Origin of the sequence: Lysobacter dokdonensis DS-58 (assembly GCF_000770795.1) — a bacterium.
GTDB classification, from domain to species: Bacteria; Pseudomonadota; Gammaproteobacteria; order Xanthomonadales; family Xanthomonadaceae; genus Noviluteimonas; species Noviluteimonas dokdonensis.
The window spans coordinates 145,336-163,370 of sequence record NZ_JRKJ01000008.1 but is presented as its reverse complement, the minus strand read 5'-3'; the positions used below and the strand labels follow the sequence as shown (position 1 = coordinate 163,370).

The following is an 18,035-nucleotide window of genomic DNA, read 5'->3' as shown; positions in this document are numbered from 1 at the left end:
TTACAGCCGTGCGTCCACCGCGTCCTTCGGGAACACGCCCTTGATGTCGTAGTAAACCGTGCGCGCGTGCCCCAGCCGGTGCAGGCCTTCGACGCCCATCGCCTTGAAGTCATCATGCGCAACGGCGATCACGACCGCGTCATAGGCGCCCGCGACTGGGTCTTCCACCAGGCGCACGCCGTATTCCTGCATCGCTTCGCGCGGGTCGGCCCACGGGTCGTGGATGTCGACCGTCGCGCGGTAATCCTCGAGCTCGCCGGCCAGCTCCACCACGCGCGTGTTGCGCAGGTCGGGGCAGTTTTCCTTGAACGTCAGGCCGAGCAGCAGGATGCGCGCGCCAGCCACCGTGAGGCCGCGCTGCACCATCAGCTTGACGACTTCCGCGGCCACCTGCTGTCCCATCGCATCGTTGATGCGGCGGCACGCGAGCAGGATGTCGGGGTAGTAGCCGTGCGCCTGCGCTTTCTGGATCAGGTAATACGGGTCCACGCCGATACAATGCCCGCCGACCAGGCCCGGACGGAACGGCAGGAAGTTCCATTTGGTCTTCGCCGCTTCGATGACTTCGGTGGTGTCGATGCCGAGACGATGGAAGATCAGCGCGAACTCGTTGACCAGCGCGATGTTGACGTCGCGCTGCGTGTTCTCGATCACCTTGGAGGCTTCCGCCACCTTGATGCTGGAGGCCTTGTGCGTGCCGGCGGTGATGATCGTGGCGTACAGCGCGTCGACGAAATCCGCGGCGTCGGGCGTGGAGCCCGAAGTGACCTTCGGGATGTTCGCCAGGCGCCGTTCGCGATCGCCCGGGTTGATGCGCTCGGGGCTGTAGCCGACGGTGAAATCGTGGTTGAAGCCCAGGCCGGAGGCGCGTTCGAGTTCGGGAACGCAGATCTCTTCGGTCGCGCCGGGGTAGACGGTGGATTCGTAGACGACGACGTCGCCGCGCTTGAGCACCGCGCCGATCGCGCGGCTGGCGCTGATCAGCGGGCTGAAGTCGGGCCGCTTGTGTTCGTCGATGGGCGTGGGGACGGTGACGATGAAGACGTCGCAGTCCCGCAAGTCCGCCGGTGATGCGCTGTAACGCAGGCGCACGGCCTGCGCCAGTTCATCGGAGGTGACTTCGCGGTTGTTGTCGCCCTGCCCGCCCTGCAGCGCGCCGATGCGGGAGGCGTCGATGTCGAAGCCCAGCGTGTCGTGCGCACGCCCGAACGCCACGGCGAGCGGCAACCCGACGTAGCCAAGGCCGATGACGGCGATGCGCGCCGATGCCACGTCCCGCATGGAATGCCCCCGTTGGATTGCGGGCGGGAGTTTGGCACGCGGCCCCGGTCAGGGAAACAGGCCGTCCGCGGGACATGCGAGGGGTTCGATCAGTTGTGCGCCCTGGTTGCGCACGTTGCCGACCGCCGCGCCGACTTCATGGAACACCAGCGCCGGCTCGGGCACGGCGTGCGCGATGGCCATCGCCTGCTCCGCGTCGCCGTGCAGCCAGTCCTGCAGGACCTCGGGCGGGAGGATCAGCGGCATGCGGTCGTGCACGGGACGGATGACCGGATCGGCCGCGCGCGTCACGATGCTGTAAGTCAGCAACGACCCGCCGGCGCCGTCCGACCGCGTTTCCCACACGCCGCCGAACAACATGACCGGCGACTCCGCCAGGCGGATCCAGTGCGGGCGTTTCTTGCCGTCGATGACCGGCCACTCGTAGTAGCCCGATGCGGGGACGATGGCGCGGCGTTGCTTCCACGCGCCGCGAAAGGCGGGCTTTTCCGCTACCGATTCCAGGCGCGCATTGATGGTGGCGAAGGCGAGCTTGGTGTCCTTCTGCCAGGGCGGCAGCAGGCCCCATCGCATCTCCTGGACGAGGCCGCCGTCGCCGTGGGCGACGATGACCGGATGCGGATCGGTCGGTGCGATGTTCCAGGCCGGCGCCGGATCTTCGGCCGGCACGACCAGGTCCAGCATGTGCGAGAACTCGCGCACCTGCTGCCACGTGAAGTCGCGGGTGAATCGGCCGCACATGCCGTGATGCTAGCGCACGCGCGCGCCGATCATCGCAAACTCAATGTTTGCGGTCCCCTTTGTCGCCCTGCCCCGGCTCGGATTCGTGCTCGGCGTGCTGGCGCTGGTCCTGCGAGAGCGAACGCCCGAGATCGTCGGATTCGGCGAAACGGCCCTTGTTGTCGCGCCGCTGCAGGCGCTTGTCGCCCGGATTCGGTTCGTTGAGTTCACGCTTGCCCGCCATCACGATCTCCTTCGCGTGCCTTGGATAGCGTCCAGATACCGCGCCCACGCGTGCACGATCCGTGACGGAATGAGCCTCACCGAATACCGCCGCAAGCGGCACTTCGAGAAGACACGCGAGCCCGCGCCGGAGGCCGATTCGCGCGTTAAAAAATCGCGTGGCGGCAAATTCGCGAAGGTGCCCGAAGTGCACCGGCCGATCTTCGTCGTGCAACTGCACCATGCCTCGCGCAGGCATTACGACTTCCGCCTGCAGGTCGGCGACACGCTGAAGAGTTGGGCCGTGCCGAAAGGCCCGAGCTACGACCCCACGGTCAAGCGCATGGCGGTGGAAGTCGAAGATCATCCGCTGTCGTACGCGACGTTCGAGGGCGACATCCCGGAAGGCGAATACGGCGGGGGCCACGTGGCGCGTTTCGACGAGGGCGTGTGGACCACGCCCTACGATCCGGAAGCGCAGCTCGCCAAGGGGCATCTGCGCTTCGAACTGTTCGGCGAGAAGCTGAAAGGCGAATGGCACCTCGTGCGTTCGGGCAAACCCGCACGGCAGTCGCAGTGGTTGTTGTTCAAGGAGAAGGACGCCTACGCGGGAAAGGTGGAAGCCGACGATCTGCTGGACGACGTTACGCCGCCCGGCGGCACGAAAGCCGCGAAGAAGGCCGCGAAGAAAGTCGCCAGGAAGGCCGTCAAGACCATCGCGCCGAAGCGCACGCGCAAGGTCGACTGGGCCGCGAAGGCGCGCAAGCTCACGGGTGCGAAGACGGCGAAGCTGCGCAACGAGGCGTTCCCGCCGCAGCTGGCGAAACTCGGCGATGTCGCGCCCAACGGCGCGCAATGGATCCACGAAGTGAAGTGGGACGGCTATCGCCTGGTGGCCACGATCGTCGACGGCAAGGTGCGCATCTGGTCGCGCAACGCGATCGAATGGACCGACAAGGTGCCCGAACTCCGCGCCGCGCTCGAACAACTCGGCGTGCAAAGCGCCGCGGTCGATGGCGAGCTCATCGCCGGCCGCGGCACGCAGGCGGATTTCAACCTGTTGCAGTCGACGCTCTCCGGCGAGGAACAGGGCGGGCTCGCATACGTGCTGTTCGATCTGCTGCACCTCGACGGCGTCGATGTGCGCAAGGCGCCGCTGGTCGAACGCAAGGCGCTGCTCCAGGACTTGCTGGGCAAACCGACCCCGCACCTGTCCTTCAGTTCGCACGTGCCGGGGGACGAAGGCGCGGCCGCGTTCGCGCTCGCGTCCGAGCAACAGTTCGAGGGCATCATTTCCAAGCGCGCGGATCGGCCGTATGTCGAAGGGCGCAGCGATGACTGGCGCAAGACCAAGCGCCTGGACTCCGACGAGTTTGCGGTGGTCGGTACGACGAAGGGTCAAGGATCGCGCACCGGCTTCGGTTCGTTGCTGCTTGCGCGGCCGGACAAGGAACATGGCTGGGTGTACGCGGGTCGCGTCGGCACGGGGTTTTCCGGCGAGCAGTTGCGCGAGCTGTCCAAGCACATCGGCGACATCGGGTCGTCGAAGCCGACCGTGCACGTGCCGGTCGCGCTGGACGCGGAACTCAAGCGGGCGACGTGGTTCAAGCCGCTGTTCGTCGTCGAGGTGTTCATTCGCGGGCTCGGCAACTCGGGAATCCTGCGGCAGCCGTCGCTGAAGGCGGTACGCTTCGACAAGGACGTCGGCGACCTGCGCGATTCGGATCGCGGCCCGGCGAAAAAAACGACGGCGGCGAAAAAGACCACCGCGCGCGAACGGGTCGCCGCCCCCGAAATCCGCCTGAGCAGCCCGACGAAGATCATCTTCCCCGACCGCAACATCACCAAGCGGCAGGTCGCGGATTTCTACAAGGCGGTTGCGCCGCGCTTGTTGAAGGAAGTCGCCGGGCGGCCGCTGTCGGTGATCCGCTGCCCCGATGGCGTCGGCAAGGCGTGCTTCTTCCAGAAGCACCACACGGCGGGGCTCGATCGCGTGCGCTTCGTGCGCCTGAAGGAGGAAGCCGGCGTCAACGCGAATTACCTGGTCGTCGACGATGTCGAAGGCCTGATGGAACTCGTGCAATTCAACTCGCTCGAGTTCCATCCGTGGGGCGCGCATGCGGACGATCCGGATCGCGCCGACCGCGTGGTGTTCGATCTGGATCCGGGGCCGGGCGTCCCGTTCGCCGAAGTGAAGCGCGCGGCCGCGCACGTGCGTGACCTGCTGGAACAACTGAACCTCAAGTCCTTCTTGCGCGCGACCGGCGGCAAGGGCCTGCACGTCGTGGTGCCGTTGAATCCCGCGAACGACTGGACGCTCGTCAAGAAATTCGCGAAGAGCTTCGCCGAAGCGCTCGCCGGCTCCGACCCGGACCGCTATCTCGCCACGGCCACGCTGAAACTGCGGCCCGGCAAGATCTTCGTCGACTACCTGCGCAACGGCCGTGGCGCAACCGCGGTGGCGTCGTATTCGCTGCGCGCGCGGCCGGGCGCGCCGGTGGCGGTGCCGCTCGCGTGGCCGGAATTGAAGGACCTCAAGCGCGGCGATGCGTTCGACATCGACAAGACGCTCGCGCGCATCAAGCGCCAACGCAAGGACCCGTGGGCGGGAATCGACGCGTTGCGTCAGGATCTGTCGGCCTGGGGCTGATCGCTGAACGTCGCCTGCGCGCGGAATGTGACGAAGCCAACGGAGTTAATTTTCCCCCGTTGACCCGGGCCCGCATGCGGTGGAGGCTCCGGCCGATTCGTCACGGAAGCCGAACGCCATGCGTCTTCGCGCCCTCGCCTCGTCCACCCTTCCCCTCGCGTTGTGCATGGCAGGCGCCGCGCACGCGCAGTCGTGCCCCGCGGTCAACGCGCCGCTGCAAGGCGCGCCCATCGCAGCGCCCTTGCCCGTGTTCCCCGCCGACAACTGGTGGAACACCGATATCTCGGGCGCGCCGGTCGACGCCAACTCGGCGAACTTCATCAACTTCATCGGCGCCGCGCGCCGCCTGCACCCGGATTTCGGTGGCGAGGCCGACCTCGGAAGCCAGGAGGTCTACGGCTTCCCGTACATCGTGGTCAACGGCGCGCAGGCGAAGTTGCCGGTGACGTTCGACTACTGGGACGAAAGCGACGGCGTGAACATGTCGAACGGACAGGGCGTGCCGTTCTATCCGATTCCCTCGCAGGTGACCTCGCAACAACATTGGATGGAGGGCGGCGCGCCGGGCAGCATCGACCAGCGCGACGACAACGACCGCCACATCCTCATCGTCGATTGCACCAACCGCACGTTGTACGAGCTCTACAACGCCTGGTACTCGAATTCGCAACAACGCTGGTACGCCGGCTCCGGCGCGTTTTTCGACCTGCAAAGCAACGCGCGCCGCCCCGAAAGCTGGACGTCCGCCGACGCCGCGGGCCTGGCGATCTTCCCGGGTCTGGTGCGCTACGACGAAGCGGCCAACCCGAACGTCGCGGAGATCGGCCATGCCTTCCGCGTCACCGTGCGCACGAGCAACGGCCATGTCTACCCCGCTTCGCACACCGCGGGTGGCACGAGCGGTGCACTGCCGATGGGCGCGCGCCTGCGCCTGAAGAAGAACGTCAACGGCACGGACCCGGCCACGCGCACCACCGACCCCGTCGCGCGCAAGATCTTCCGCGCGATGCAGACCTACGGCCTGATCGTCGCCGACAACGGTTCGGACATGTATATCTCCGGCACGTTCGACGTGCGCTGGAACAATGGCGCGCTCAACCCGGCCTTCAACGGATTGCAGGCGAGCGATTTCGAAGTGGTGCAATTGGGGTGGAAGCCGGTGGCCGGTCCGTCGTTGTCGATCGACGATGCGTCGGTCTCCGAAGGCGATGCGGGCACGAAGGTATTGCGATTCACGGTGCGCTTGTCCGCGGCGGCGACCTCGAACGTCACCGTTTCGTTCGCCACGTCCAATGGCACCGCGCTCGCGGGCAGCGATTACGTCGCGGCGAATGGTTCGCTCACGTTCGCGCCGGGGCAAACCACGCGCACGTTCGACGTCGCCATCAATGGCGATCTGGCGCGCGAGGCGAACGAAACCTTCCAGGTCGCGCTGTCGAACCCCAATGGCGCCACGCTCGCCGATGCGACCGCGCTCGGTACGATCCTGACCGACGACGGCCCGCGCACCGGTGGCCCCGGGCAGAAGACGCCCGTGCCGCCGACGCCGAAGACGGCGCCGAACGCGCCGTCCAAGCCGATTCGCATGGGTGAGCATCGGTATACACGCTACCCGGAGCGCACGACACGTGGTGAGTAATGTTCACCGTGACACCCAACGTCATTCGTGGTGACGCGCATTGACACCCATTTCACACCCCTGAATAGGGGGCCTAACTGAACCGTTTTGCGGCTTTTCTGTGATCTACGTCACAGTTTTGCGTGCCAACTGGGACGCAGTCGTCGTTTTGATTGCGAGCGGATTCGTCCTTCACTAGGTTTTAACCCCGGCGGCACCCCTCGGTGACCGCAATCGTCAAACCTTGGGGACTTACCAAATGCGTACCGCTCTGATCGCCTGCGCCGTGACCGGCGTGCTCTTCGCCTCTTCCGCCCAGGCCGCCACGGCCCCGGCGGCCTCGCTGCCGGTGACCGCCAACGTCGCCGCCACCTGCGTCGTGACCAGCACCACCGCCGTTGCCTTCGGCGCGTACGACCCGCTCGCCGCCACGCCGCTCAACGGCGCCGGCACGATCTCCGTCCGCTGCACCAAGGGCACCAGCGCCGATATCGCGCTCGGCGTCGGCGCGAACGCCAGCACGGCGTCGTGCACCACGCTGACCCGCCGCATGACCAACGGCACCGACTTCCTCGGCTACGGCCTGTACAGCGACACCGGCCGTTCCACCGTGTGGGGCTGCGACACGACCAACGACATCACGCGTTCGTCGACGAGCTCGATCACGCCGGCCATCCTGAACGTCTACGGCCAGATCCCGAACGGCCAGGACGTCGGCGTCGGCAGCTACACCGACTCGGTCGCCATCGTCGTCACGTTCTGATCCGATCCATCCGCCCCGCCGCAAGGCGGGGCTTTCGGTTGACCCTCGCATGTCCGCATTCCGTTTGCGCACCCGCGCGGCGGCGGCGCTCGCGCTCGGCCTGGGCGCGAGTCTCGCCCTGCCGGCGATCGCCGCACAATTCGCCCTGAGCAACACGCGCATCCACCTGGATCCGGCGCGCGCGACCGAGACGGTCGTGCTCACCAACCAGGAAGCGCGCGCGGTGACGTTCGAAGTCCACGCCAAGCGCTGGACGCAGACCGCCGACGGCGAATGGCAATTGGCGCCGACGCAGGACCTCGTGGTCCACCCGCTGATCCTGCGGATGCCCGCCGAAGGCGAAGCCCGCCTGCGCGTCGGGACGCTGTCTCCGACGGTGACCACCGAACAGACTTACCGCCTCGAATTGCAGGAACTGCCCGACGGCTCCAAGGCCAAGGCGGGCGAAGTGCGCCTGCTCACCACGACCAGCCTGCCGGTGTTCGTGCAGGTGCCCGGCGCCGAATCGAAACTGGCCCTCGCGGTGAAGTCGGTCGACGCCAGCGGCCTGTCGATGTGGCTGTCGAATTCGGGCACGGCCTACGCGGCACCGAACGAAGCCAAGCTCCGCGTCCTCGACAAGAACGGCAAGACGGTGCATGACAGCCTGCTGTCGACGGGCTATGTCCTGTCCGGCTCGCGCATTCCCGTGCGCGCCACGTTGCCCGCGGCCGCCTGCGCGCGCGCGGCGAAGATCGAACTGACCTTCGAGCGCACCGCGCCCCTCGTGGCGTCCGTCGATCCGGGTAGCCGGAAATGCGCGCCCTGAAGGTCCTTGCGATCGCGGTGGCATTCGCGATCGCGCAGCCCGCGCATGCGTTGCCGGGCGACGAAACCCTGTTGCTCGATATCTGCATCAACGCGCGTTGCGTCGGCGTCGCCGCCGTCATCGCGCGCGGCGACGACGTGCTCGTCGACATGGCCGCGCTGCAGGCCGCGCAGCTGGACACCACCGGCGTCACGCCCGAAGTCCTCGGCGAGCGCACGTTCGTCTCGCTCAAGCAACTCAACCACGGCAGCACGTTCAAGCTCGATCGCAACCTGCTGCGCCTGGACCTGAAACTGCGCGCCGACCGACTGCCGCGCCAGCGCGTGTCGATGGGCACCCGCGCGCAGGCCGATGCGGGCTTGCAGCCGTGGAGTTCCTTCCTCAACTACGCCGCGTCGATCGACGACGACGGCAACGGCCTGCTGTTCCTCGATGGTGCGATCGGCCGCGGCAACGCCGCGCTGCGCAGCACGGGGCAGTGGGACGAACGCGCCGGGTGGCGTCGCGGCGTCACGCGCTTCGAGTGGGACCAGCCGGGGTCGCTGCGTCGGTGGACCGTCGGCGACCAGTTCGCCGTCGCGCGCGACCCGCTCGGCGGGGGCGGACTCATTGGCGGCTTCGGCGTCGAGCGCGCGTTCGACACCGACCCCTATCTCGTCACGTTCCCGCAGCCGTATTACTCCGGCGTACTCGAAAGCCCCGGCACCGTGGAGATCTACGCCAACGGCGCGTTGGTCGGCCGCCGCGATGTCGGCGCGGGCCCGTTCACGCTCGACGAACTCGGCATCTCGCCTGGCCGCAACGACGTGCGCGTGATCGTGCGCGATCCGTTCGGCAATCGCAGCGAACTGGCGACGCGCACCTACTACGTCGGCAGCCCGAGCCTGCTCGCGCCGGGCCTCGACGAATATGCGGTGCGCATCGGCGCGCCGCGCACGAACACCATCGGCGGCGACTACGAGGACAACCTCACCTGGCAGGCGTGGTATCGCCGCGGCCTGTCGGATTGGTTGACGCTCGGCGGCCGCGTCGAGGGCGACGACTTCGTGCGCAACGCCGGCGCGGACGCGGCGATCCGGACGCCGTTCGGCGAATTCGCGCTCGCCTACGCAGGCAGCGACGGCGACGGCGTCGGGCGTGGCACCGCGCACGCGGTGAACTACTCGCTCGCGTTCTCCGAGTGGTCGCTGGGTTTGGGCTCGACGCGGGCCGGTGCGAACTACCGCAGGCTGGCGGACGACGCCGGCCTCGTGCTCGGCGCGCTCCGCATCGACGACTACGCATCGCTCGCGTTCACGCCGGGCAACCGCATGACGCTGACCTTCAACGCCGGCCGCCAGCAACGCGATCGCCTGCCGCTCGAGCGCACGTGGGGCGCTACCGCGTCGATGCGCGTGTGGAAGCGCGGCGAGCTGTTCCTGACGGCGCAGCACCGCACGTCGGACCTGTTCGAAGACACCTCGGTCCAGCTCAGCCTCAACTTCACGCTGGACGATCACTCGATCACCGCGAGCGCACGCCAGCGCGACAACGGCACGACGACGACCAACGGCTACGGCGTCGACGTCAACCACTCGCGCCCGGCCGGCACCGGCTGGGGCTATTACGGCAACGCGCAGCGCGATGGTGATTTCGATTCTGCCTTCGCCCACGTCGAGTACCAGGGCGTGCATGCGCGCTTCGCCGCCGAGGGGCAATCCTTCGACGGCCGCACCAGCGGCAGCGTGTACGCCACCGGCGCGCTCGTCGGCATCGGTGGACGCATGTTCCTGACCCCGCCGGTGGAAAGCGGCTTCGCGCTCGTCCGCGTGCCGGGCATGGCGAACGCGCCGATCCTCCGCGAGAACCAGGCGATCGGCCGCACCGACGCGCATGGCGACCTGCTCGTGCGCGACCTGCTGCCCTTCCAGGCGAACCAGATCGCGATCGACGAAGCGCACATGCCGGCGACGTGGTCGGTGGCCGTGCCCAAGCGCAACGTGGGCGTGGCGCGCAACACCGGGTCGATCGTGTCGCTCGAAGGCACGATCGTCCAGGCGGTCACCGGCCGCCTGCACTACGCCGGCGGCGCCCCGGGCGACGCCCTGCAGGCGCCGAACGGCGTCGAATCGGTGATCGGCACCGACGGCATGTTCTACCTGGACAACCTCGCGCCGGGACGCGCTGCACTTCGCGTCACGACCGCCACCGGTACCATCGAATGCACCCTGGACGTGCCCGCGGCGAATTCGGCGGGCGTGCTGGATCTGGGCGACGTCACTTGCGGAGCCGGGCAATGACTCAACGCGTGTTCCTCGCACTGTTGCTGGGCCTGCTGTGGTTCGCGCTGCCCATGGCCGCGCGCGCCCAGACGTGCACCGTCAACACCAGCAGTGCAGTGAGTTTCGGCAACTACGATCCGACGCGCGTCCCCCCGACCGACATCACCGGGAACGTGCAGGTCCGCTGCTTCATCGAAAACGTCACGGTGACGGTTTCGCTCGCCCCCGGCGGCAGCAACAACTTCGCCAACCGCCGGATGGACGGTTCGTCGGGCGATACGCTCAACTACAACCTGTACAAGGACGCCGCGCGCAGCATCGTCTTCGGTTCCGGCATCGGCCAGACGCAAACGATGACGTGCACCACCGGCTCGAACAACAGCGGCTGCACGGGCACGTGGTTCATCATCAGCACGGCCAATTTCCCGATCTACGGGCGCATTCCGGCCGGCCAGTACGTCGGGATCGGCACCTACCAGGACGACGTCCCGATCACGGTGACCTTCTAGGGAAGGCCACCGCGTCGCGCCTCACGGCCCTTCGTACCAAGCCCCCGCCTCCACGTACCCCGACGTCAGCGACGTCAGCGCGCGCGTGTCGGCGTTGATCATGCGCAGCGCGAAGAGCGGTTGCGTCAGGCTCGAGTCGGTATACGTGCGGCGATTCACCAGCACGTGCACGTTGTCCCTCGACCACTGCGCGGCGGTGTAGGCGTGGTCGGCTACGCGCGAGTCGGTGATGCGGCGCACACCGGCGCCGTCGGCGTTCATCACGTACAGCGGCTCGTAATAGCGCGTTTGCGGCCCGACTTCGTAGATTTCGCCGGTGAAGGCGATGCGCTTGCCGTCGGGCGAAAACAGCGGCGCATGGCCGCGGGTGGGCAGCACCTTCGCCGCGCCGTTGGTGAAGTCGACCAGCGTCATGTCGTTGGCGACGATGTCGGCGTAGATGCCGCGCGCGCCGTCCGGCGAGATCGTCAGGTCGAGCTGCGTTTCCATCACGATGTCGCTGAGCAGCTTCGCCGAACCGGTGGCCACGTCGACGCGGTAGGCCTGCGCGTGCCACACCGGCTCCAGCCGCCCTTCTTCGTACCCGGCGCCGACGAACAGGCGCGTGCCGTCGGCCGACCACTTCGGCTGCGCGAATTGCGTCGGCGCGGAGACGCAGAACAGATCGCGTCGGTTGCGGCCGGTGGCATCCACGACCGACAGGCACTGCCCGACGGAGTTCTGGGAGACGAACGCGATGCGGCCGCCCGGGCCGTACGCAGGCTTCGAGAAATTCCCGGTGCCGTGGATCAATGCGTGCGGCCGTTGGTTGGTGACCGTCGAAACGACTTGCAGGGTATGGCGCTGCCCGTCCCGCACGCGCTGCACGCCACGCTCGAACACCAGGCTCTTGCCGTCGGGCGCCCAGGTGACCGCCATGTCGAAGACGCTGTCGGTGTCCGTCGTCAGTGCGCGCACCTTGCCGGTGCCGACATCAAGCAGCCACAGGCTGCGGCTGCGCGGAGCTGTCGTCGGCGTTTGCGTCGTGCGCGAAAACACGATCTTCCCCGCCGGCGTCGCGGCCTGGACCGACAACGATGATGCGACCGAAACGGTGGCGACCACGGCCGCGGCTGCCGCGCGGCGAATGGGCTGCGTATTCATGAATCCCCCTACGTTTACTGCTGTGGAATGCAACTCCACAGTGGGCGCGGGGTTCTCAAGGACAGGTGAAAGCGGCGCGTGTTCAGCCCTTCCCGCACGAACCCGTCAGTGCGTGCTTTCGCGAATCGCTTCGATTTCCGACTCCATCAATTCGTGGCGCTCGGACAGGTTGAGCATCTCGAGCAGCAACTCGGCGCCGACCGACTGCGCGCGGACCAACGTCTGGCGGCAGTGCGCCAACCGGCGGGCGATCTCGGCGTTGCTCAGGCGGTCGGCATGCGCCAGCAGTGCGTCGAGATCCTCGACGGCATCGGCGATGTGCTCCATGACGTCGAGAGCAGCGGGTGAAGGGCGTGCCATCGTCTGGCCTTCCGTGTGCGACGTGTTGACCCCGACCCTGCGCGTTCGTGCATCAAGGGTAGGTCAATCCCGCGTTTCCGCTCGCGCCCGGTTCATCGTTGCAACGGATGCGCGAACAGGGGTCTGCCCGCCTTCACGCCATGCGCCACACGCGTAGTGGACCGACAGCACTACCAGCCACGACACCCAAAGCGACCACAGCGTGTGCGACAGGAAATGCGCGCCGCGCATCTGCTGCACCCATCCCAGGGCAAACGCCCACGCCAGCGCGACCAGGCCGATGGCGATACTCACGCGCGGGCGTTCGGGGTATCGCAGCCACGCGGCGGCCAGCAACCACGATCCACTGGACACGAATGCGGCGGGAAAACATCGCCCGATCGGAACACCCGTCGGTGGCTCCCGCAGCAGATCGAAATACGCGGCATGGCCGCCGAAGTCCGCCACGTCCCACGGGCAATGCATCGGACTGAACCGATGCAGCAGGCCGATCACGACGGGCACCGCAACGAACGACACCGCGATGCACCACAGGCGTCGACGGTGCGTGCCGAGGAACCCATCGCGCGCCCGGTTCGCACGCAAGGCGATGCACCAGGCCAGCACGCCGAGGACGATCTCGAAGACCTTCAGATATCGGTGGATACCGTACTTGGTGATCCACGCGTAGCGCCATGGCCAGGTCCGATGGACCGGGTCGTACCACGCAGATGCGAGTCGCAGGTCGACCTGTGTCAGATGGAATGCGACGAGCAACGCGATCGCCGCCAACCCAAGCAAGGCCAGATGCATCCGATAAGGGCGTGTGTTCACGGGCCCTGCCCGCGCTCGACGCGGAAGAAGACGCGATCGCGCCACGGGGTCCCGAGGGCGTGCGTGCGAAATCCTCGGGTCTGCAGGTCCCGACGCGCGGCGTTCCATCGATGCGACTCCACGATCCACACCGTACGCAACGGATCCGGATCCTCGGCGAGCTCGCGCGCCGCGGATTCGTCGAACGCCGGGTCGATGCGCGCCTCGTCGGGCGCAGCGACGGAGGCAAGGCTCACCTGCTCCACTTCCGCGTCCAGGTGCACGCGCAGACCGTAGCGCGCCGCGTCGTCGACGAAGACGACCTGGTCGATCGGTCCGGGTGCGCGCGTGCGGATCGCGTCGGCCCATGCGCGGGCATCCTGCGGCGCTTCGATCGACGCACCGACGATGCGCAACCCGATCAACACCGGCACCCACACCATCAGCATGTTCCATGGCATCGGACGCATGCCGGCCCGCGGCAACACGGTGGCGATGGCGATCGGCGCGAACAAGGGCAGCAGATACAGCGGAAGGCGCGAACGCGCGATGCAGAACACGACCAGCGGCAGGACGATCCAAGCGGCGACGAACCGATCGTGCGCCGTCGGCAATCGGCCGCGCAGCCATGCGACCACGGACAACGTCCACGGGAACGTGCCGATCATCAACGTCGGGATGTAGACCTCGGCCCACCCGTACCACTCCCCGTGCCGCCGGAATTCGTCGGTGGCAACGCGATCGATCACCTCCTTACCGAGGAAATACGGCACCAGGTGCGGATTGCGCGCGGAAACCGCGACGAACCACGACAGCGCCAGCACGGCGAAGGCCGCGAACCCGGCGACGTGGAACACGCGTCGCTCGCGCGGCGACTTCCATTCGGCGAGCGCGATCGCGAGCATCGGCAACAGGCCCGGCGGCCCCTTGGTCAGGAACGCGAGTGCGAAGGCGATCCACGCCACCCACCACCAGCGCGCACGCCCATCGCCCCACCGCAATTCGACGTACGCCCACATGCCGAGCGTTTCGAACGCGGCAAGGAGGAAATCGGTGGTCACCAACTGCGATGCGATGGCGGGCAACAGCATCGTCGCGAAGGTCAGCGCCGCGCGCGTCTCCTGCCCGGGCGCGAGCCGCCTTGCGATGCGCGCCACCATGCACGTGCATGCGAGGTACGCCAACGCGCTCGGAATTCGCGCGCCCCACGTCCCGAGGCCGAACGCGCCCATGCTCGCGGCCACGGCCCAGTATGTCAGCGGCGGCTTGGTCCAGTGGCCGACTTCGTGTTGCCGATGCGGCACCAGCCAGTCGCCGCTGGAGAGCATGTTCGCGGCGATGTTGGTGTACCGCCCTTCATCCGGATCCCACAGTCCGCGGCTGCCGAGGAATGCGAAGGCCAGCGCGAGCATCGTCGCGACCAGCAGCGCGCGGCGGCCGGACTGCGTGTGCCACGACGCGTGCATGTGCGCTACCGCGCGGCGCGTTGGGGGAACAACGCGATGCAACCGGCGATGGCCGCGGCGATCACCAGGGAGGCGGTGTAGCGGCTCAGGTCCAGGCCGCCGTGCGCGACCGGTTTGTCGAGGAAATCCCCGACCACCGCGCCGAGCGGCCGCGTGAGGATGAAAGCCGCCCAGAACAACGCGACGTGCGACACGCGCGACTTGAAATACAACAGCGCGACGACCGCGAGCGCACCGCCGAAGACAACGACCCCGCCGAGGTAGCCCATGCCCGCGGTATCGGCCACCCAATCGCCCAGCGCCGTGCCGAGCGTTTGCGAGAACATGATCGTGACCCAATAGAACCCTTCGGACTTCGCATCGCCCACGCTGTCCACCGCGATGGTGCCGAGCGTGCGGTGCCATGCGAACAACGACGCGAGCACGAGGCATGCGAGCACGCTGGCGCCGCCGGTGTAGCCGATGCCGAGCGAGCGGTCCGCGTAGTCCGCGAGCGTCGTCCCCACCGTCGTGCTCGCCACGATCGTCGTCCAATAGACGATCGGATGGAAATCGCGTGCGCGGCTCTGGGCGTAGACCGCCGCCGCGAAAATGGCGGCGAAGATCAGCGTTCCCGCGAGGTATCCCAGGCCCATCGACATCGTGACCGCATCGCCGGCGGTCTCGCCCAGCGTGGTGGCCAGGATCTTGACCAGCCAGAAGCCGGCGGTGACTGCCGGGACTTTGCTCGACGTGCGTTCGTTCATGGCTGCGTCCTTCGCTCGATGATCGACAACGCACCGCTCACCCCGGCCGCGACGAGCAACCCGGCGCACGCCGCCGCGACCACGTCCGTCGGCCAGTGCACGCCGAGCACCAGCCGCGACAAGGCGACCAGCGCCACCCACGCGATCGCCAGCAGCACGGATGCACGCGCCCATGCCGGCCGCAGTCGCGCGACGACCAGGCACGCCGCCGTCGCGACCGCCGCGGCGCTCAACGTGTGACCGCTGGGGAAGCTGGATCCCCAATACCACTGCGTGTCCCACAGGTCGGGGCGCGCGCGGCCGAACGCGGTCTTCGCGACATACACCACCATCGAAGCGCCGCCCGCGGACAAGGCGAGCAGCAGCGCTTCCTGCCGATGCCGCGCGATGGCCAGCGCCATGGCGAGCAACGCGACTGCCGGCAGGAGCACTCGTGCAGATGCACTGAGCGTCACGACGTCGAACACCGCGCGCCACGCCGACGACACGCTGTCGTGGATCGCCACCAGGATCTCCCGGTCGACGCGCGTGCTTTCGTTGCCCAGGACTTCCTCGGTGACTTGCGACAGCACGACGGCCGCCGCGACGCATACCCACGCGAAGCGCCTGCGGATCATCCCGCCGCTCGTGGGCGCGGTTGCGTCCGGCGGACCTGGGCCGTGGGCGTCGGCGCCTCGGCCGGGATCTCGCGCGGCGGGGGCGCGTTGTGCATCCACTTGCGCATGCCGCCGTCGCGGAACGCGTGCGCGGCCGTTTCGTAGAAGCTCACGGCCTGCAACGTCGCGGCCGGATCGTCGGCGATCGCAGGCTGCGCGAGGTCGGCGCGCATCGCCGGCAGGAGCGTCGCCACGCGGCGATGCGGCGCCAGTTGCACGAGTCGTTCGTCGCCCAGGTAACCGAGCAGCTGGTACGTCCCCACGAACGCACGCGCCGGCGCGCGTTCGAACACGTCGACACCGTAGAAGCGGCTGTCGTAGTCCATCCCGAGCAATCCGAGCACCGTCGGTGCGATGTCCACTTGCCCCATCAATCCGTCGAACCGGCCCGGCGCGACGTGCCCCGGTGCATACACCCACATCGGGATGCGATAGCGGAACGCCGGCAGCGCGGCCTTGCCCGCGCTCATTGCGCAATGGTCGGCCGTGAAGACGAATACCGTGTCCTTGAACCACGCGTGCGTCCGAGCGCGCGCCAGGAAATCGGCGATGGCCCAGTCCGTGTACAGCACGGCGCTCTGGCGGCGCTTCTGCGGCCACGGGCCGCGGTTGGCGGGGAACGTGTACGGCCGGTGGTTCGAGGTGGTCATCAGATGTGCGAAGAACGGCTTGCCGGCGGCATGCACGCGGTCGAATCGATGCAACGCGAGCATGTACAGGTCTTCGTCGGCGACGCCCCAGATGTTTTCGTGGTGGATGTCCTTCGCCGGGATTTCGGTGCGGTCGTGCACGCCGTACCCGTTGCCGGCGAAGAACGCGTTCATGTCGTCGAACGCGCCGTAGCCGCCATAGAGGAATTCGGAGTCGTACCCCTTCTCGTTGAAGACCTCCGCCAGACTGAAGAGCCCGGTATTGCCGGGACGCTTGACGATGGACTCGCCCGGCGTCGGCGGCACCGAGAGCGACAACGCTTCGAGCCCGCGCACCGTGCGCGTGCCCGAGGCGTACAGCCGGCTGAAGACGAGGCTGTCCTTCGACAGGGCATCCAGGTGCGGCGTGAGCGAATCGCCGCCGGTGTAGGTGCCGCTGTAATCGGCAGACAGGCTTTCCACGCTCACCAGCACGACGTTCAACCGCCGCTCGGGCCGCGCGTTGTGGATGTGGCGGTCGATGCCGTGGGACGAGAGGAATGTCGCGTCGGGCGTCGCCAGGGCGCTTCGCACCTGCGCCAGCGCTTCGTCGGCCGGCACGGTGCGGTAGAAGCGATCGTAATCGAGCGACGCGTTGCGGTACGCCGCGAAGAATTGGTGGATGCCGTTGCCCGCCAGCTCGTCGGCGTAGCTGTTGCGGCCCGAATCCTTCATCTCGCCATCGACGAGCCACGCACCGGCGAGCGTGGCGAACAACCACGCTGCGACCAGGGCGCTGCGCCGCGCGAACGGCATCGTGTCGACCACGGCACGCCGGGCACCGCGCGTGCACCATGCCAGTCCGACTGCCGCTGCGATCAATGCGACCAGGATCTTCCCGACCGGATACGACTGCCGGATGTTGCCGAGCACCTCGGTCGTATAGACGAGGTAATCGACGGCGATGAAGTTGAACCGCGCCTGGAACTCGTCCCAGAACGTCCACTCGGCCACCGCGACGAACAGCAGCACGCCGAGCATCGCGAAGCACAGCGCCTCCACGGTCCACCGCCCGCGGCGCTTGGCCAGCCAGCCCTTCGGCAACAGCCACAGCAACAACACGAGCGGCCACGCGAAGTAGACGAACGTCAGCACGTCGTAGCCGAAGCCGATCGCGAACAGGCGGAGCTCGCCGGGCACGCCGTCGAAGGCAGCGATGCCGGTCTTCAGTCGCAACGCGAGCCGCGTGAGGGTGGACACGAAGAGGAAACAGGCGCCGAGCCAGGCGAGCGGGCGCAGGCGGGCGGGGATCGAACTCCAGGACGACAAGGGAACTCCGGCAACGTGTACGACTGCCGACAGCCTCGGCGCGCACCGCGTAATGCGGCCTCAGCCCTGCCTCAGCCGTTCG

General features: G+C 67.7%; 16 protein-coding genes. 6 read left to right on the top strand and 10 right to left on the bottom strand.

Translation table 11 applies throughout. The features are described from left to right. From LF41_RS07960 to LF41_RS07950, 3 genes are read right to left on the bottom strand one after another with little or no spacing between them, the layout of a single operon-like run. The gene (locus LF41_RS07960; protein WP_036168292.1) at positions 1–1,281 is read right to left on the bottom strand and encodes a nucleotide sugar dehydrogenase; all 1,281 of its coding nucleotides are present in this window, start codon (positions 1,279–1,281) and stop codon (positions 1–3) included. A 48-nt stretch (positions 1,282–1,329) separates the two neighbouring features. Next, the gene (locus LF41_RS07955) at positions 1,330–2,022 is read right to left on the bottom strand and encodes an SOS response-associated peptidase (RefSeq protein ID WP_036168288.1); all 693 of its coding nucleotides are present in this window, start codon (positions 2,020–2,022) and stop codon (positions 1,330–1,332) included. Between the two features lie 40 nt (positions 2,023–2,062). Then, positions 2,063–2,245 (bottom strand): hypothetical protein, encoded by a 183-nt coding sequence (locus LF41_RS07950; RefSeq protein WP_036168286.1) that lies wholly within the window; start codon positions 2,243–2,245, stop codon positions 2,063–2,065. Positions 2,246–2,314: 69 nt separating this feature from the next. Here LF41_RS07950 and ligD point away from each other — a divergent pair, with 69 nt between their 5' ends. The 6 genes from ligD (at position 2,315) to LF41_RS07920 (ending at position 10,832) form a co-directional block, all read left to right on the top strand. Next, positions 2,315–4,873 (top strand): DNA ligase D, encoded by a 2,559-nt coding sequence (ligD, locus tag LF41_RS07945; RefSeq protein ID WP_036168283.1) that lies wholly within the window; start codon positions 2,315–2,317, stop codon positions 4,871–4,873. 118 nt (positions 4,874–4,991) lie between these two features. Continuing rightward, positions 4,992–6,512, top strand: coding sequence for a Calx-beta domain-containing protein (locus LF41_RS16130; protein WP_152599941.1), 1,521 nt, complete (start codon positions 4,992–4,994; stop codon positions 6,510–6,512). A gap of 238 nt (positions 6,513–6,750) precedes the next feature. Then, a complete protein-coding gene (locus LF41_RS07935) occupies positions 6,751–7,254 on the top strand; it encodes a Csu type fimbrial protein (protein ID WP_036168279.1) in 504 nt (167 codons plus the stop codon). Between the two features lie 49 nt (positions 7,255–7,303). Continuing rightward, positions 7,304–8,062, top strand: coding sequence for a fimbrial biogenesis chaperone (locus tag LF41_RS16125; RefSeq protein ID WP_052116236.1), 759 nt, complete (start codon positions 7,304–7,306; stop codon positions 8,060–8,062). Beyond that, on the top strand, positions 8,050–10,341 hold the full coding sequence (locus tag LF41_RS07925; protein WP_036168276.1) for a fimbria/pilus outer membrane usher protein: 2,292 nt from the start codon (positions 8,050–8,052) through the stop codon (positions 10,339–10,341). The genes LF41_RS16125 and LF41_RS07925 overlap by 13 nt, the downstream gene beginning before the upstream one ends. Then, complete coding sequence (locus LF41_RS07920; protein ID WP_161786938.1) at positions 10,338–10,832, top strand: Csu type fimbrial protein; 495 nt, start codon at positions 10,338–10,340, stop codon at positions 10,830–10,832. Before LF41_RS07925 ends, LF41_RS07920 begins: the two co-directional genes overlap by 4 nt. Before the next feature lie 21 nt (positions 10,833–10,853). Here the strand turns inward: LF41_RS07920 and LF41_RS07915 are convergent, their stop codons facing one another. The 7 genes from LF41_RS07915 to LF41_RS07885 form a co-directional block, all read right to left on the bottom strand. Beyond that, entirely contained in the window at positions 10,854–11,975 is a 1,122-nt protein-coding gene (locus LF41_RS07915) for a TolB family protein (protein WP_036168271.1), read from the bottom strand. A 105-nt stretch (positions 11,976–12,080) separates the two neighbouring features. Further along, positions 12,081–12,335 carry a hypothetical protein gene (locus tag LF41_RS07910; protein WP_152599940.1) on the bottom strand — a complete coding sequence of 85 codons (255 nt, stop codon included), beginning with the start codon at positions 12,333–12,335 and terminating at the stop codon, positions 12,081–12,083. 63 nt (positions 12,336–12,398) lie between these two features. Then, complete coding sequence (locus LF41_RS07905) at positions 12,399–13,148, bottom strand: phosphatase PAP2 family protein (protein ID WP_152599939.1); 750 nt, start codon at positions 13,146–13,148, stop codon at positions 12,399–12,401. After that, positions 13,145–14,593: an ArnT family glycosyltransferase gene (locus LF41_RS07900; RefSeq protein ID WP_036168267.1), complete on the bottom strand. Its 1,449-nt coding sequence runs from the start codon at positions 14,591–14,593 to the stop codon at positions 13,145–13,147. Before LF41_RS07900 ends, LF41_RS07905 begins: the two co-directional genes overlap by 4 nt. 5 nt (positions 14,594–14,598) lie before the next feature. Then, positions 14,599–15,339, bottom strand: coding sequence for a COG4705 family protein (locus tag LF41_RS07895; protein ID WP_036168266.1), 741 nt, complete (start codon positions 15,337–15,339; stop codon positions 14,599–14,601). Then, entirely contained in the window at positions 15,336–15,956 is a 621-nt protein-coding gene (locus LF41_RS16120) for a phosphatase PAP2 family protein (protein WP_052116234.1), read from the bottom strand. Before LF41_RS16120 ends, LF41_RS07895 begins: the two co-directional genes overlap by 4 nt. After that, complete coding sequence (locus tag LF41_RS07885) at positions 15,953–17,953, bottom strand: LTA synthase family protein (RefSeq protein ID WP_052116233.1); 2,001 nt, start codon at positions 17,951–17,953, stop codon at positions 15,953–15,955. The genes LF41_RS16120 and LF41_RS07885 overlap by 4 nt, the downstream gene beginning before the upstream one ends. Between the last annotated feature and the right edge of the window lie 82 nt (positions 17,954–18,035).